This is a genomic window from Gilliamella sp. B3482, assembly GCF_026536805.1.
In the GTDB taxonomy this organism is placed as follows: Bacteria; Pseudomonadota; Gammaproteobacteria; order Enterobacterales; family Orbaceae; genus Gilliamella; species Gilliamella apicola_E.
Genome location: NZ_JAFNNL010000001.1, coordinates 307,541 through 323,660 on the forward strand (window position 1 = coordinate 307,541; position 16,120 = coordinate 323,660).

Sequence of the window (16,120 nt, forward strand, 5' to 3'; positions counted from 1 at the left end):
TAATGAAATTCTTTCTTTGGGGTAGTGAAAAACTACCTAATAGACCTAAATTACTTGATTTATTTCAAGGACTGTTAGGCGGAACTTTGGCAATTTTAACTCTGGAATATCTGACTATCTATTCTGGTAGCTATTTTATTATGGCTCCGTTTGGAGCTTCATGTGTCATCTTATTTGCTGTTTCTCAGTCTCCTCTTGCACAACCAAGGAATGTAATTTTTGGGCATCTTATATCAGCATTTATTGGTCTTATATTTTTGAAATTATTTGGTGATTCAATTTTTATTACTGCTTTAGCGGTGGGTTGTGCTATTGCAGCAATGCAATTCTTAAGATGTGTACATCCACCAGCAGGTGCTAATCCGTTGGTTATATTATTAACAGCAAGTCAGGTTAATTACGATTTCAGCTTTTTATTGTTTCCCGTGCTTTCAGGCTCCATCTCTCTGGTAATAATAGCCTATGCTATTAACAATCTACTATCTAAAAACCAGTGGCCAATTTATTGGTTAGCATTTTTTAATGATAAAAAGGAGAAGTGATTAAATTAGATGCAAAGTAATAATTTTATGAGAACATTCAAAATGTGTTGCTATATGAAATAGTGTTGAACATTGCGTTATGATTTACAGTCACATCCATAAAAAAAGCCATTAAACAACGATATAAAAAATCAATATTATTGAATTAACTTGTTTCTTATTAGAATTGAATAACTAATATTCATAATGAAATTTGAGAGATATAAGAGAAAAAACCCTAGATAATCTAGGGTTTGATAGTAGAGTTGATAAGTTAATCAGTATGATTATCTATTTTTTATTAGCTTTACCTTGGTACTCTGCATAATACTCTTGTGCAAGTTTACGCATAGATAAACCAATTGCCGCATATTGATATTCATTTAAGTTAGCTAATGAAGCCCGAGCAGATGGATGTTGCACTGCAAACCCTTTACCTGGTAATAAAACTACACCAGCTTCATCAGCAATTCTAAATAACATTTCAGATGGATTTTTATTTTTTAAGATCCATTTAGCAAACTTATCATCATAAAGTTCACGACAAATATGTTCTAGATCAATTAAGGTATAATAATCGACACTATTTTCATCAGTATGATGTTCAAGTCCTAAATGTTGATACAATGATGCTGCTCGACGACGAATTAACGATTTCAATGCGGCTTTATAACTTTGATCAGTATCCATCATTTCACACAATGCAAATAACACCATTTGAACCTGTTGTGGCGTAGATAGACCAGCAGTGTGATTTAACGCAACTGCACGGCTATCTGCTACTAAACGATCGATAAATTTAAGATTTTCAGGATCGGTCACAATTGAGCTGTAACGTTTATCTAAAATCTGTCTAGCCTTGCTTGGTAATGCTTTAATTTTGTTATCTAAAATATTATCGTGTGCTATTGCAATCACACCTAAACGCCAACCTGTTGCACCAAAATACTTAGAGAATGAATAAACTAAAATCGTATTTTTAGGGCAAATAGCAAATAAGGATTGGAAATCATCAGCAAATGTACCGTAAACATCATCAGTTAAAATAATTAAATCTGGACGTTTTTTCACAATATCAGCAATGATTTTCAAACTTTTATCATCAATTTTTACTGATGGTGGATTAGATGGGTTAACTAAATAAAATGCTTTGATGGAAGGATCTTCTAATTTGCGCAATTCGGCTTCTGGATATTGCCAATTTTTATCAGGATCAGAATTAACTAACACTTCAACCAATTGATAATCATTAAGCTCTGGAATTTCCAAATACGGCGTAAAAATAGGTGCACCAATTGCAATTTTATCACCTTTTTGGATTAAGTTATTTTCTTTCATTGAATTGAAAATATAAGCCATTGCAGCAGTACCACCTTCAACAGCAAATAGATCAAGATCATCTCGTCTTAAATATTGCGCACCCATTTGAGAAAGAACATAGGCTTTAACCACCTCTTCACTAAAATGCAGCATTCTATCAGGTACTGGATAGTTACAGCCCAAAATACCTTCCACCATCTCTTGTAAGAAGGCATTTTCATCTAAACCAAGTTGATCGCGAATATATGAAAACGCTTTACCTAAAAATGACACGCCAGGAGTTTGATAATTTTGACGGACAAAATGTTCAAAACGACCTGTTAAACCAGCCTTAATTGGCATTCCTCCTATGCCTTCATTCATATATGAAAAAGACATTTCAGACTCTTGCAAAGCAAAAACACCAAGTTGGAAAAAAGCTTGTCGTGGCCATGTTGCCAAGAAATTAGGATTACCACGCCCCGCGTTTAACATTACACGGTCAGTATGGCTTTGTGCTAGTTTAATTAAATTATCTTTCAATTCAAAAGGACTTAAATTCGCATATTTTGCATATTCATTATTACTTTTCATAACCATGTATCCTTAATTTGAGATGTCAATTAAACAAAAGCAACAACTAATGGCCCTAATAAAGTTAGGAAAACATTAGCTAAAGCATAGGTAATAGCAAAAGAGTTAGTAGGTGTTGAGTTACCCGCTTTATTTAATACTTCACCAAAAGCTGGATTTGCACTACGAGAACCCGCCAAAGCACCAGCGAATACAGCAGAATTTTTATAACCCAGCACATACTTACCAAAGTAAATGCCAAGCAACATAGGCAATAAAGTAACTACAACGCCAATTAGAAATAAAGAAATACCTTGATCTTTAATGGTATCAATAGCTTGCAATCCAGAGCTTAGACCAACTACGGCTACGAAGCCAGCTAGACCAAAATCTTTAAGTAATTGCACCGCACCCGTTGGGATGTTTCCTACAGTTTGATGTAAAGATCGATACCATCCAAATAATAAGCCTGATAACAAAGCACCACCACCAGCACCTAAGGTAATTGGAATACCACTAACACGAATTACAATAAGACCAATAATAAGGCCAACGACAAGACCTAAACCATGGAATATCCAGTCAGTTTTTTCGCTCTTTGTTATCGGCGCACCAATTTTATCAACTACTCGCCTTAAGTCACCATCAGTACCATAAACCGTAATAATGTCACCTAATTTGAACACCATATCATTATTTAATGGCAATGGTTGCCCATCGCGATGGACAGCAATTAAATAAATACCATGTTTTAGTTTCATTACTTCATCAGATGAAAGTACTTGCGTTAAGTTTTGACCAACATAACGTGTATTACGCATTTCGACATCTTGAGTATTCATAACCACATCCATACCCTGTGCCGAATTCACCTCTTCACCTAATAAATCAGTGGCTTTAATCATGGCATCACGATGGCCAACAACTAAAATAATATCTTTGGCCTTTAATATAGTTTCTGGTCCAGCTTCAATAATACGATTACCACGTTTGATTCGTTCGATGCTTATACCGTTAATCACCTTTTCTAAACTTTCAACGGTCTGATTAACTTTATTGGTAATACGATATAAACGACCAGTTACATCTGATAAGGCAAAGTTCTGACCACTACCTAATAAAAGTGAACCATGTAATTGTTCTGCTTCTGCCTGAATTGCATCATCGTTAATTTCACGCCCCATAATTTTAGGTAAAATATTAACACAGACAATTATGGCTCCGAGTGAACCAAAAATATAAGTTACGGCATATCCAATAGTCACATTACCTTGTAATCGGCTTAACTCTTCAGGGCTTAAACCTAACTGAGTAAGAGCATCTGATGCCGTCCCCATTATTGCTGATTGGGTTAATCCTCCTGCAGCTAAACCAGCAGCAAGACCTTTATCTAAATGGAATAATTTGGCTAAAACGAGCACCGTAACAAAGCCAGCAACGGCAATAAATAGTGCTAAAAAGATTTCACGAAGGGTTTTAACCCCCAATGAACGAAAGAATTGTGGTCCGCTTTCAAACCCTACTGCATAAATAAATAAAGCAAAAAGTACAGCTTTGACACCAGCATCAACCGTAACACCAAACACGCTTAATGCTACAGCAACTAGTAGGGAACCAGCCACTCCACCTAATTGAAATTTACCAATTCGAATACCACCAATCAAATACCCTAAGCTCAGTGAGAGAAATAAAAGTATTTCTGGTGAATGTTTAAGTCCATCTAAAATCCAATTTGAAAGCCATTGAAACATAATAATTGTCCTCAAGTGCTAAAATTTATGAAATAGAAAAAGATAGAAAAGAAAAGATTGGAACTTGAACTTTAATATTCATCACATTTTATGAATACAGTTATATATTAAACTTCAATGCAAAGAATAGATAGTTAATTTTAACGATTAATACCATTGTTAGGAGATAACAATTTTTTAAGAATTTTAAGATTTTTACTGCTACATTAATACTCACAACATTGCTGTCTTACATTGAAATATTACTAAAGCCAATATCTATGGTTATATCATCTTTAAAAAGCTATTTTGGTCATACTCTTGGTGCATGTGGCGCGATAGAGGCATGGTTAACATTAGAAATGATGCATACTGGCTGGTTTAATCCAACTATCAACTTAAATAATGTCGATCCTCAATGTGGTGATTTGGATTATATCGTTGGTTCAGGACGAAATTTAGATATTGAATATTTTCAAACTAATAACTTTGCTTTTGGCGGAATTAACACCTCAATTGTGATTAAAAGAATATAATTTGTAATTTCTTGTCATTAAAACAAGGCAAAAAAAGTTGAGGAGAGGGGTTTTTGAGGTTATTTTCAAACCACAAAAAACTTTTAGGGTTTAAAAACCCCGTTCCTCAACTTTTTTTGGCTTAATGGTAGATAAAAAATAGCGCCATATAGCGCTATTTATTTGAAATTTATTTATTTTTTTCGCGTTCAATAGCTCGATAGCCAATATCATGACGATAGTAACAACCATGCCAATAGATACTTTTAATTTGTTCATAAGCACGTTTTTGAGCGTCTGAAACACTATCGCCTAAAGCTGTAACACATAGAACTCTCCCACCATTGGTATAGACTTGACCGTTTTCTAAACAGGTGCCGGCATGGAAGATTTTGCAATTAGTATCTGTTTCAGTAGGTAGACCTAATATAACATCTTTGGTGTTGTAATCGCCTGGATATCCGCCAGCAGCAAGAACTACACCTAAAGCAGGCCTTATATCCCATTTTGATTTTACTGTATTTAGTTCGCCCTTTGTGGCAGCCAAGCAGAGCTCAACTAGGTCTGATTGCATTCGCATCATGATTGGTTGAGTTTCAGGATCGCCAAATCGACAATTGAATTCGATTACTTTAGGATTTCCTTGTTTATCAATCATTAATCCGGCATAAAGAAAACCAACATATACATTGCCTTCTTTTGCCATGCCATTGACGGTTGGGTAAATGATTTCTTCCATAACTTTATTGAAGACGTCATCGGTTACTACTGGCGCTGGAGAGTAAGCGCCCATTCCACCAGTATTCAAACCAGTATCACCATCACCAACACGTTTATGATCTTGGCTGGTTGCCATTGGTTCGACATGTTTACCATCGACCATTACGATAAAACTGGCTTCTTCGCCATCAAGGAACTCTTCAATTACGACTCGATGACCGGCATCACCAAAGGCATTTCCCGCTAACATATCGTGTACTGCCTCTTCGGCTTCCTTTTGTGTCATGGCAACAATCACGCCCTTTCCTGCCGCTAAACCATCAGCTTTTATCACAATTGGTGCACCTTTTTGACGAATATAAGCAATGGCTGGCTCAATTTCTGTGAAGTTTTGGTATTCAGCAGTTGGGATGTTATGTCGAGCTAAAAAATCTTTAGTGAAAGCTTTTGATCCTTCTAGCTGAGCAGCCGCTTTTGAAGGACCAAAGATAGTTAATCCAGCTTTTTGAAAACTATCGACAATACCAATCACTAATGGCGCTTCTGGTCCAACAATAGTTAAGTCTATTTGTTGCTCTTGAGCAAAGTTGAGTAGACCAGCAATATCTGTTGCTTTGATGTTGATATTTTCTAAATTTGGCTCAAGTGCGGTACCTGCATTACCTGGTGCAACAAACACTTTAGAAACTAATGGCGATTGTGCTGCTTTCCAAGCTAAAGCATGTTCGCGCCCACCATTACCAATGACTAATACTTTCATACAAGGTCCTTTCAATACTTTTATAATTAATGCCTAAAATGACGCATATTGGTGAAGATCATGGCAATATTATGCTCATTAGCGGCTTGAATTACTTCGTCATCACGGATTGAACCACCCGGCTGAATAACACAAGTGACACCAACCGCAGCCGCGGCATCAACACCATCTCTAAACGGGAAGAATGCATCAGAAGCCACCACTGAACCAGCAACTTCTAGATTCTCATCTTGTGCTTTTATTCCAGCAATTTTGGCCGAATAAACACGACTCATTTGCCCTGCACCAATGCCAATAGTCATCTTATCTTTAGCGTAAACAATAGCATTAGATTTCACAAATTTTGCCACTTTCCAACAAAATAGTGCATCAGATAACTCTTTTTCAGTCGGTTGTCGTTTGGTAACTACCGTTAATTGGTCTTTGGTTACCATACCTAAATCACGATCTTGTACAAGCAATCCGCCATTAACGCGTTTTAAATCTAAACTGGCTTTTGTGCTCGCTGGCCATTCGCCACATTCTAATACTCGAACATTTTTTTTCGTTTGTGTAATGGCCAAAGCGTTTTGATCAACCGATGGTGCAATAATTACTTCAACAAATTGTTTATCAACAATAGTTTGGGCTGTTTTAGCATCTAATGGGCGATTAAAAGCAATAATGCCCCCAAAGGCAGAAGTTGGGTCGGTTTTAAAAGCATTAAGATAGGCATTTAAGATGTTATCACTCACCGCAACACCACATGGGTTAGCGTGTTTAACTATTACACAAGCTGGTTCATCAAATGATTTTACACATTCTAATGCAGCATCGGTATCGGCAATATTGTTATAAGATAGCTCTTTACCTTGTATTTGTTTGGCAGTAGCAATAGAACCTTGCTCAAGATGTTCTTCCACATAAAAAGCTGCATGTTGATGTGAGTTTTCGCCATATCGCATATCTTGTTTTTTAACAAATTGTAGATTTAAAGTGCGAGGGAATTCACCAGCAGGCTTTTCAGTATCGCCATAATATGGAGGTACAAGTTTACCAAAATAGTTAGCGATCATACCGTCATATTGAGCAGTATGTTCAAATGCTTTTATTGCTAAGCTAAATCGATACTTGAAAGAGAGGCAATTTTGCTGTTTATCTAACATATCAATGATTGTGCTATAGTCCTGACAATCAACAACAATGGCGACATCTTTATTATTTTTAGCTGCAGATCGCACCATAGTTGGTCCGCCAATATCAATGTTTTCTATCGCATCTTCTAAACTACAATTTGGGTCAGCTACCGTTTTCGCGAAAGGATATAAGTTGACAACCACCATATCAATCGGTGCGATCTGATGTTGTTGCATCACTTCGTCATCAATCCCTCGACGCCCTAAAATACCACCGTGTATTTTAGGATGTAACGTTTTGACTCGACCATCCATCATTTCAGGGAATCCCGTATAATTCGATACTTCGGTAACAGGAATGTGGTTGTCGATTAAAAGTTTGGCGGTGCCACCAGTAGAAAGGAGTTCAATATTACGTTCAGATAAAGCTTTAGCAAATTCAATGATTCCTGTTTTATCAGAAACACTGAGTAAAGCACGACGGATAGGACGAAACTGCTGCATGAAAAAGCTCCGAAATTGATATTCTAAATCCAAGTCTGTGAGCGGCTATTATATATAAAACGAGGAGCGATGTTTAGTATTAACTTTCTGAAAAAATAATTACCTAATAATTTGTATTTATTCAATGATATGGTCATTTTGCTTATCATAAAAGTAAAGCGAGTTGACACTTTGGATTTTTCTTTCATTTTGTTCTCGAGTGCTATTGCGATATTTTTGAGGACATAGACCAATTCTTTTTTTGAAGATTCGCGAAAAATAAAGTTGATCATCAAATCCGATTGAACGGCTAATTTCTGCGATACTCATATTAGTGGTTTGCAATAACAGTTTTGCACGATTTACCCGTTGCTCTTGTCGCCATTCTCCAATAGACATACCAATCTGGTCTTTAAATATATGAGCAATTCGCGATGTCGACAAACACACTTTCTGCGATACGATATCAAGCGTAAAATTATTTTCATCCAGAGTATCAATTAAATAGTTGCAAACTTGTAGTACTCGGGTATCTATTTTAGGAGGATTAGTGCAAGAAGTCTCTTGTGCGCAACGTATCAAGAATTGCTCTAACATGCTCATAGCTAAATTTTCAGAATATATCGTATTTGATTGCCCTACCTCGACAATTTTTATAAATAGCTGTTCTATTTCATCTTTTACTTGGGTATTAGGGCGATAAAATCCCGTTTCTTTTAATCGGTTTTCCCAACTTAATAAATATTTCCATGTTGATTTTGGTCTGAAATATACCCAAAAATGAAACCAATTATTCTCATCTTCTTTACGTCCGTATAAATGGGGTTCTTTGGGAGGAAAAAGAACAAAGTCACCGGGATAACAATTAAATGATTCATCATCACGATAAATAGTACCTTGGCCTGCATAAGTGAGGTTAATAATGTAACCATTTAATCCATTAGGACGATCAATGAAAAAATCAAATTTTCCTTCTTTTTCGATCGGTGTTAAACCAGATACAAGATGGACATTAAATGAATAACCAGGTAACAAAGGGTTATTTTGTTGTTTATTGCTCATTTGTCATCACCAATTTTTTGAAACTATTTTATTTTTACATAAAAATTTTTTTTGAATAGTGATAATTGTGAGATCTACATCACAAAACAAATTAGGTGTGCAGAATCGTCTATATTTATAGCAACAACATACCTACTTGTTTTATCGATAATTATTTATTCTTTCAAAAAACTCCATTTAATTAGTCTTTGAGGTGTTAGCGGATGAATAAAAAAATAACCATTGGATTGGATTTTGGTAGTGATTCTGTCAGAGCTTTAGCGGTCGACTGTCAAAATGGGAAAGAGTTAGCTACAGCAGTAGTTTATTACCCACGCTGGTCTAAGGGCCAGTTTTGTGATCCGCAAAAAAATCAGTTCAGGCATCATCCCCTTGATTACATTGAGTCAATGACTCAATCAATACAATCTGTTGTCAATCAACTTAAATCTGATGCACAAAATATAGTTGCTATTGGTGTGGACTCAACAGGTTCTACCCCAGCACCTATTGATGAAAATGGCGATGTGTTAGCTTTAAAACCAGAATTTATGAACAATCCTAATGCAATGTTTATTTTATGGAAAGATCATACCTCGGTACACGAAGCTGAAGAAATTAATAGAGTGTGCAAAACTGAACCATACTCTAAATATTTGGAATATTGTGGTGGAGTTTATTCTTCAGAATGGTTTTGGGCGAAGATTATGCATATTTTTCGTCAAGACAGTGCTGTAAAAAATGCTTCGGCTTCTTGGATTGAACTCTGTGATTGGGTACCCGCTTTACTTTCTGGAACGACAGCGCCAAATGCAATAAAGCGTGGTCGATGCGCTGCCGGTCACAAATGTTTTTGGAGCGAAAAATGGAATGGTTTACCCCCTTATGAGTTTTTTGAAAAACTCGACCCAAGTTTAGTTAATAACTTACCTTATCCTTTATTTGAAAAGACTTATACCGCAAATCATAAAGTGGGCACTATTACCCAAGAGTGGGCAGAAAAATTAGGATTACCAACATCGACCGTAATTTCTGGTGGTGCATTTGATTGTCACATGGGTGCCGTTGGTGCGGGTGCAAAACCTTATACATTAGTTAAAGTAATTGGCACCTCTACCTGCGATATTTTATTGGCAGAACAAAACGTTATAAATAATCGTTCAATTAAAGGCATTTGTGGTCAAGTAGATGGTAGTGTAATACCAAACTTTATAGGTCTTGAAGCTGGGCAATCAGCTTTTGGAGACATCTATGCATGGTATAAAAAACTCTTGTGTTGGCCTCTTGAAAAGTTAGTTTCAATCTCACCAGAATCTCAACCAATAGTAAAGGAGTTAAAGCATAAATTATTAAATGATATTGCTCAAGCTTGGGCAGAAAATCCAAATCTAGACACAATTCCTATAACGCTTGATTGGTTTAATGGTAGACGAACCCCTTATGCCAATCAACGAATCAAAGGTGTTATAACCAATTTAACGATTTCAACGGATGCTGCAACATTATTTGGAAGCTTGGTTTTATCAACAGCCTTTGGCGCTAGAGCAATTATGGAATGCTTTATTAATCAAGATGTGCCTGTTAATGAAATTGTCGCTTTAGGAGGAATAGCTAAAAAATCCCCGGTTATTATGCAAGCTTGTGCAGATGTAATGAATAAACCGCTGACCGTTGTGAGTTCAGAACAATGTTGTGCATTAGGTGCAGCAATCTTTGCGGCTGTAGCGGCCAATGTTTACACCGATATTTCCACCGCTCAAAGTAGCATGTCTAGTAAGCTAGAAACCACCTTTATTCCTGATGAAAACAGGGTCCCTAAATATGAAGAATTATATAGAAAGTATTTAGTTTGGTCAGCATCTAGTGAGCCCAACTATAACGCTTAATTTAATTTAAAAAATATGAATAAATTATAAAGGAGTCCATTATGTTTGTTTATTCAGAATCTGAAATTTGGTTTGTTGCAGGTAGTCAACACCTTTATGGGCCAGAATCACTTGAACAAATTAAAAAAAATATTCAAGAGGTAACAGATTATTTTAATCATGAAGCAAATCTACCCGTTAAAATTGTTCTCAAACCACTAGCAACAAAACCTGAGGATATATATAACCTTTGTCAGGAAGTAAATTATTCTTCAAAATGTGTTGGATTAATCACATGGTTACATACATTTTCGCCAGCTAAGATGTGGATTAATGGATTAACTCATCTGCAAAAACCTCTTCTACAACTTCATACTCAATTTAATAAAGTCGTTCCGTGGGATTCAATGGATATGGATTTTATGAATCTTAACCAAACTGCACATGGAGGACGTGAATTTGGTTTTATCGGTTCTCGTATGCGCCAACCTCATTCTCTGGTAACAGGTTACTGGAAAGATAAAGATGTTCATGAGCAAATTGGGAAATGGATGCGAGTTTGTGTGGCAATTAATGCAGAAAAAACCATGAAAATCGTTAGATTTGGTGACAATATGCGCGAAGTTGCTGTAACAGAAGGAAATAAAGTTTCTGCACAAATTAAATTTGGTTATTCAGTCAACACTCATGCAGTTGGTGATTTGGTTTCGGTCATTAACTCAATTGCTGATGGTGATGTCAATCAGCTAATTGATGAATATGAAACACTTTATAAACTTGCTCCCGTCGCCCAAATTGGTGGAGAGAAAAGACAAAACTTAATTGACGCAGCGAGAATCGAATTAGGTATTGAGCAATTCCTTAAACAAGGTAATTATGGCGGATTTACCACAACGTTTGAAGATCTATACGGTATGGCACAATTACCAGGACTTGCTGTCCAACGATTAATGGCTAAAGGTTATGGCTTTGCAGGCGAAGGTGATTGGAAAACCGCAGCATTACTAAGCACAATGAAATTAATGGCCAAAGGACTTTCTGGCGGCACCGCATTCATGGAAGATTATACCTATGATTTTACTGAAGGTAATGAGTTAGTTGTCGGCTCACATATGTTAGAAGTTTGCCCATCTATCATAGATGATGATGTCAAACCTTTACTTGATATTCAACATTTGGGCATTGGTGGTAAAGCCGATCCTGCTCGACTTATTTTCCCTGCAAAACCTGGTTTAGCAATCAATGCCAGTTTAATTGATATTGGTAACCGATTTAGATTAGTCGCTAATGAACTTGAGACAATCAAGCAACCTTATGCACTACCCAAATTACCTGTAGCATGTGCTGTTTGGAAACCAAAACCATCGTTAAAAGTATCTGCTGAAGCCTGGATTCTTGCTGGAGCAGCACATCATTCTGTTTATACCCAAGCACTTTCTATGGATTATTTTAAACTTTATGCGCAACTGCATAAAATTGAACTGTTGGTTATTGACGAAAGTACTCGAATCGATGATTTCAGGAATGAGTTACGTTGGAATGAGATTGCGTATTGTAATCCTTATGCTTGATAAATTTATTTTAGTTCAATGATTGGAAATATTTTTTCCAATTATTATCAAAATTACAGAATAAAGGGAATAAAGAGGTGGATATGAATACGTCTTTAACAACGAATAAAATGGAAATAAATTCTGCAAAAAAAATGACCTTTCTAATCGGCTTTTCAGCTGCAATGGCCGGTCTACTATTCGGTCTAGACATAGGTGTAATTGCGGGAGCTTTACCATTTATTACTATTCAGTTTGAACTAACGACTCAGCTACAAGAGTGGGTAGTGAGTTCAATGATGTTAGGAGCTGCTTTGGGGGCTCTATCCAATGGTTGGTTATCTTTTTATTTAGGTAGAAAATATAGCTTATTAGCGGGCGCCTTATTTTTTATTATAAGTTGCTTTGGATCAGCTTTAGCACCTAATGTAGAAGTTCTTTTAGTCTGGCGAGTTATTTTGGGGTTTGCTGTTGGTATTGCATCCTATACGGCGCCACTTTATCTTTCTGAAATGGCGCCAGAAAACATTCGCGGTAAGATGATTGCTGCTTACCAACTTTTAGTCACAATTGGTATTTTAGTTGCATTTTTATCAGATACCTATTTTAGCTACACAGGTGATTGGCGAATGATGCTTGGTATCATTTCTATACCTGCAATCATATTGTTTATAGTAGTGATTTTCCTGCCTAATAGTCCTAGGTGGTTGGCATCAAAAGGACGATTAAATGAAACTGAGAAAGTTTTAAAATCAATTCGTAGCGATCCTGTAAAAATTCAACAAGAATTTAATGATATCAAGGATAGTTTACAAGAAAAACAGGAAGGCTGGACACTGTTTAAAGCAAACAAAAATGTACGCAGAACAGTTTATCTTGGTATGGCATTACAAGCGATGCAACAATTTACCGGTATGAATATTATTATGTACTATGCACCAAAAATCTTTAGCCTTGCAGGATTTGAAAGTACCCAGCAACAAATGATTGCTACAATTATTGTTGGTCTTACTTTTGTGTTAGCTACATTTATTGCAATTTTTACTGTTGATAAGTTAGGACGAAAACCAATTCTAAAAGTTGGTTTTGGTATTATGGCTTTAGGTACATTAGTACTAGGTATTTGTTTGCAACTTATCGAAAATGGTAATCCATCATCATTTACATCCTATGCAGCAGTTGGAATGGCAATTATGTGTATTGGTGGTTATGCAATGAGTGCTGCACCAGTGGTGTGGATTTTATGTTCTGAAATTCAACCTTTAAAAAGCCGTGATTTTGGTGTGACTTGTTCAACTGCGACCAATTGGATTTCAAATATGATAATTGGTGCAACATTCCTTACATTATTAAATCATATAGGTGTTGCTCAAACATTTTGGTTATATACCGGCATGAATGTTTTATTTATCTTCATTGTAATTTTCTTTGTACCTGAAACCAAAAATATTTCATTGGAACGTATCGAAAAAAATCTGATGTTAGGTAAAAAACTTCGTCATATTGGAGATGATCATTGAGGTTTATATTAGAACAATTGATATTGTTTTATGTTTATTCCTGATGTTTTATTTATTATCAAACAGGATGTTAATATGTTTACTGAATTAAAAGAACATGTTTTAGCAGCAAATTTATTATTACCTTATTATCAGCTTGTGACATTTACTTGGGGGAATGTATCTGCAATTGACAGAAGTAACGGTGTTATTGCTATCAAACCGTCAGGAGTCGCTTATGATAAGTTGCAAGTGAATGATATTGTTATTGTCGATCTTGATGGTAAAAAAGTCGAAGGTAAACTTAATCCTTCAAGCGACACACAAACGCATATTGAGCTTTATAAGGCTTTTGAACAAATTGGGGGAGTTATTCATACTCATTCAAGAAACGCAACAATTTGGTCTCAAGCAGGGTTAGATATTCCAGCTTTAGGTACAACTCATGCAGATTATTTTTATGGAGATATTCCTTGCACTCGCCAGTTAACACCAACTGAAATAATTAACAATTATGAACTTAATACAGGTAAAGTGATTATTGAAGAGTTTACTAAACGATCCATTGATGTATTGGCAATACCTAGTGTATTGGTATCCGGACATGGTCCTTTTAGTTGGGGAAAAAATGCAGATGATGCTGTTCATAATGCTGTTGTCTTAGAAGAAGTCGCTGCTATGGCATTAGCTACACGCAATCTAAATGTCGGCATAAAAATCCAACAAGAATTATTGGATAAACACTATTTCCGTAAGCATGGACAAAATGCTTATTATGGGCAGGGTTAGATATTTTTGGATAATATCAATCTACTGCAAGTAGATAAAAAAATCAGGCAAACTTTTGCCTGATTTTTTAGAGAGTTAGATTAATCGTCACTATAACCTAAACTACGTAATGCTCGCTCATCATCAGCCCAACCAGCTTTGACTTTAACCCATAATTCTAAATGAACTTTGTTATCAAAGAAAAGTTGCATATCTTTACGGGCTTCAATACCGATTTTTTTGATTTTTTCACCTTTGTTGCCAATGACCATTTTCTTTTGTCCATCGCGTTCAACTAGAATTAAGCCATTAATGCGGTACATGCCAGTACGTTCATCAACTTTAAATTGTTCAATTTCAACCGTAACCGAGTAAGGTAATTCATCACCTAAAAAACGCATTAGTTTTTCTCGGATGATTTCTGAAGCCATAAATCGTTGTGATCGGTCAGTGATATAATCTTCAGGAAAATGGTGTTCACCAACGGGTAAATGTTTTTTGACAATATCTTTGATGATGTCAATCCCTTCACCTTTTTCTGCACTAATTGGCACAACATCTAAAAAGTTAATTTTTTGACTAATTTCTTGGATATGTGGTAACAGTTGGGTTTTATCTGTTACATTATCAATTTTGTTGATAACTAACAGTATAGGTGCCTTGCAATCTTTGAGTTTGCCTGCAACCATTTCGTCATCTTCAGTCCAGTGGGTTCCTTCCACGACAAAAATAACTAATTCAACATCACCAATTGAACTGCTAGCGGCACGATTCATTAAGCGATTAATCGCTCTTTTTTCTTCAATATGTAAACCGGGTGTATCAATATAGATAATTTGATCATCGCCTTGGGTATCAATTCCGACAATACGGTGACGCGTTGTTTGCGCTTTACGTGAAGTGATTGATACTTTTTGACCAAGTAGTTGGTTTAATAGTGTTGATTTGCCGACATTTGGTCTTCCAACTATGGCAACAAATCCACAATGTTGTTTTGATTCTGTCATTTTATTCCTAATTGGTTTAATGCTTCTTGAGCTGCGGCTTGTTCAGCCTTGCGACGGCTTAAACCTCGCCCTAAGTATTGGTGATCATCGTTTTCAATTTTACATTGAATTAAGAACTCTTGCTCATGATTGTCGCCAGTAACTTCAAGAATTAAATAACATGGTCTTTCATGTCGTATACCTTGCAAATATTCTTGTAAACGTGTCTTAGCATCTTTTTGCTTAATACCAGGTTGAATTTCATCTAAGCGTTTTTGATACCAAGATAAAATTATGCGGCGAATGTTTTCAATTTCACTATCTAGATAAATAGCGCCAATGATAGCCTCTACTGCATCAGAGATAATGGATTCACGGCGAAAACCACCACTTTTTAATTCACCTTGACCTAAAATTAGGTAATCCCCTAATTTGAATTCTTTTCCCATTTCAGCAAGTGTCTGTCCACATACTAAACTTGCTCGCATTTGACTAAGATCACCCTCATCTTGCTTGAGAAATCGATGATAAAGTTCATCAGCAATGACAAAACTTAATATCGAATCACCTAAAAATTCAAGGCGTTCATTATGCATTTTATTAGCACTACGATGAGTTAGTGCTAACTGAAGTAAAGATGTGTTTTTAAACTGATATCCAATAGCTTGTTGTAGTTGATTCAAATTTTTCATCAC

The 16,120-nt window shown here is 35.9% G+C and carries 11 protein-coding genes and 2 pseudogenes; 6 read left to right on the plus strand and 7 right to left on the minus strand.

All coding sequences use genetic code 11. From position 1 onward, the window contains the following. The first annotated feature begins 2 nt into the window (after window positions 1–2). Window positions 3–542, plus strand: a complete 540-nt coding sequence (locus tag J3U18_RS01470; protein ID WP_267352740.1) for an HPP family protein — start codon at window positions 3–5, stop codon at window positions 540–542. Between the two features lie 270 nt (window positions 543–812). Here J3U18_RS01470 and J3U18_RS01475 read toward each other — a convergent pair whose 3' ends face one another. After that, window positions 813–2,414, minus strand: a complete 1,602-nt coding sequence (locus J3U18_RS01475; RefSeq protein WP_065562154.1) for a bifunctional aspartate transaminase/aspartate 4-decarboxylase — start codon at window positions 2,412–2,414, stop codon at window positions 813–815. A gap of 29 nt (window positions 2,415–2,443) precedes the next feature. Further along, a complete protein-coding gene (gene aspT / locus J3U18_RS01480) occupies window positions 2,444–4,144 on the minus strand; it encodes an aspartate-alanine antiporter (RefSeq protein ID WP_267352741.1) in 1,701 nt (566 codons plus the stop codon). 266 nt (window positions 4,145–4,410) lie between these two features. Between aspT and J3U18_RS01485 the strand changes: the two are divergent. Continuing rightward, window positions 4,411–4,659: pseudogene (locus J3U18_RS01485) on the plus strand (beta-ketoacyl-ACP synthase); the annotation flags it as partial. A gap of 169 nt (window positions 4,660–4,828) precedes the next feature. Here the strand turns inward: J3U18_RS01485 and purD are convergent. The 3 genes and pseudogenes from purD to araC form a co-directional block, all read right to left on the minus strand. Next, window positions 4,829–6,118 carry a phosphoribosylamine--glycine ligase gene (gene purD / locus J3U18_RS01490; RefSeq protein ID WP_065562173.1) on the minus strand — a complete coding sequence of 430 codons (1,290 nt, stop codon included), beginning with the start codon at window positions 6,116–6,118 and terminating at the stop codon, window positions 4,829–4,831. 26 nt (window positions 6,119–6,144) lie between these two features. Then, the gene (gene purH / locus J3U18_RS01495) at window positions 6,145–7,737 is read right to left on the minus strand and encodes a bifunctional phosphoribosylaminoimidazolecarboxamide formyltransferase/IMP cyclohydrolase (RefSeq protein WP_065562174.1); all 1,593 of its coding nucleotides are present in this window, start codon (window positions 7,735–7,737) and stop codon (window positions 6,145–6,147) included. A 195-nt stretch (window positions 7,738–7,932) separates the two neighbouring features. Beyond that, window positions 7,933–8,778 (minus strand): annotated as a pseudogene (gene araC / locus J3U18_RS01500) (arabinose operon transcriptional regulator AraC); the annotation flags it as partial. 203 nt (window positions 8,779–8,981) lie between these two features. Between araC and J3U18_RS01505 the strand changes: the two are divergent. The 4 genes from J3U18_RS01505 (at window position 8,982) to J3U18_RS01520 (ending at window position 14,460) form a co-directional block, all read left to right on the plus strand. After that, a complete protein-coding gene (locus J3U18_RS01505; protein ID WP_267352742.1) occupies window positions 8,982–10,643 on the plus strand; it encodes a ribulokinase in 1,662 nt (553 codons plus the stop codon). 41 nt (window positions 10,644–10,684) lie between these two features. After that, on the plus strand, window positions 10,685–12,193 hold the full coding sequence (gene araA / locus J3U18_RS01510; protein WP_267352743.1) for an L-arabinose isomerase: 1,509 nt from the start codon (window positions 10,685–10,687) through the stop codon (window positions 12,191–12,193). 83 nt (window positions 12,194–12,276) lie between these two features. After that, window positions 12,277–13,692 (plus strand): sugar porter family MFS transporter, encoded by a 1,416-nt coding sequence (locus tag J3U18_RS01515; protein ID WP_065734316.1) that lies wholly within the window; start codon window positions 12,277–12,279, stop codon window positions 13,690–13,692. 75 nt (window positions 13,693–13,767) lie between these two features. Continuing rightward, window positions 13,768–14,460, plus strand: coding sequence for an L-ribulose-5-phosphate 4-epimerase (locus J3U18_RS01520; protein ID WP_065562459.1), 693 nt, complete (start codon window positions 13,768–13,770; stop codon window positions 14,458–14,460). Between the two features lie 80 nt (window positions 14,461–14,540). Here the strand turns inward: J3U18_RS01520 and era are convergent, their stop codons facing one another. Continuing rightward, entirely contained in the window at window positions 14,541–15,446 is a 906-nt protein-coding gene (gene era, locus J3U18_RS01525) for a GTPase Era (RefSeq protein WP_065562179.1), read from the minus strand. Next, window positions 15,443–16,120, minus strand: a complete 678-nt coding sequence (rnc, locus tag J3U18_RS01530) for a ribonuclease III (protein ID WP_370632544.1) — start codon at window positions 16,118–16,120, stop codon at window positions 15,443–15,445. The genes era and rnc overlap by 4 nt, the downstream gene beginning before the upstream one ends.

Bases quoted from the DNA above. Each gene is read 5' to 3' on its own strand.
- J3U18_RS01470 (WP_267352740.1), top strand. From the start codon at position 3: ATGAAATTCTTTCTTTGGGGTAGTGAAAAACTACCTAATAGACCTAAA.
- J3U18_RS01475 (WP_065562154.1), bottom strand. From the start codon at position 2,414: ATGAAAAGTAATAATGAATATGCAAAATATGCGAATTTAAGTCCTTTT.
- aspT (WP_267352741.1), bottom strand. From the start codon at position 4,144: ATGTTTCAATGGCTTTCAAATTGGATTTTAGATGGACTTAAACATTCA.
- purD (WP_065562173.1), bottom strand. From the start codon at position 6,118: ATGAAAGTATTAGTCATTGGTAATGGTGGGCGCGAACATGCTTTAGCT.
- purH (WP_065562174.1), bottom strand. From the start codon at position 7,737: ATGCAGCAGTTTCGTCCTATCCGTCGTGCTTTACTCAGTGTTTCTGAT.
- J3U18_RS01505 (WP_267352742.1), top strand. From the start codon at position 8,982: ATGAATAAAAAAATAACCATTGGATTGGATTTTGGTAGTGATTCTGTC.
- araA (WP_267352743.1), top strand. From the start codon at position 10,685: ATGTTTGTTTATTCAGAATCTGAAATTTGGTTTGTTGCAGGTAGTCAA.
- J3U18_RS01515 (WP_065734316.1), top strand. From the start codon at position 12,277: ATGAATACGTCTTTAACAACGAATAAAATGGAAATAAATTCTGCAAAA.
- J3U18_RS01520 (WP_065562459.1), top strand. From the start codon at position 13,768: ATGTTTACTGAATTAAAAGAACATGTTTTAGCAGCAAATTTATTATTA.
- era (WP_065562179.1), bottom strand. From the start codon at position 15,446: ATGACAGAATCAAAACAACATTGTGGATTTGTTGCCATAGTTGGAAGA.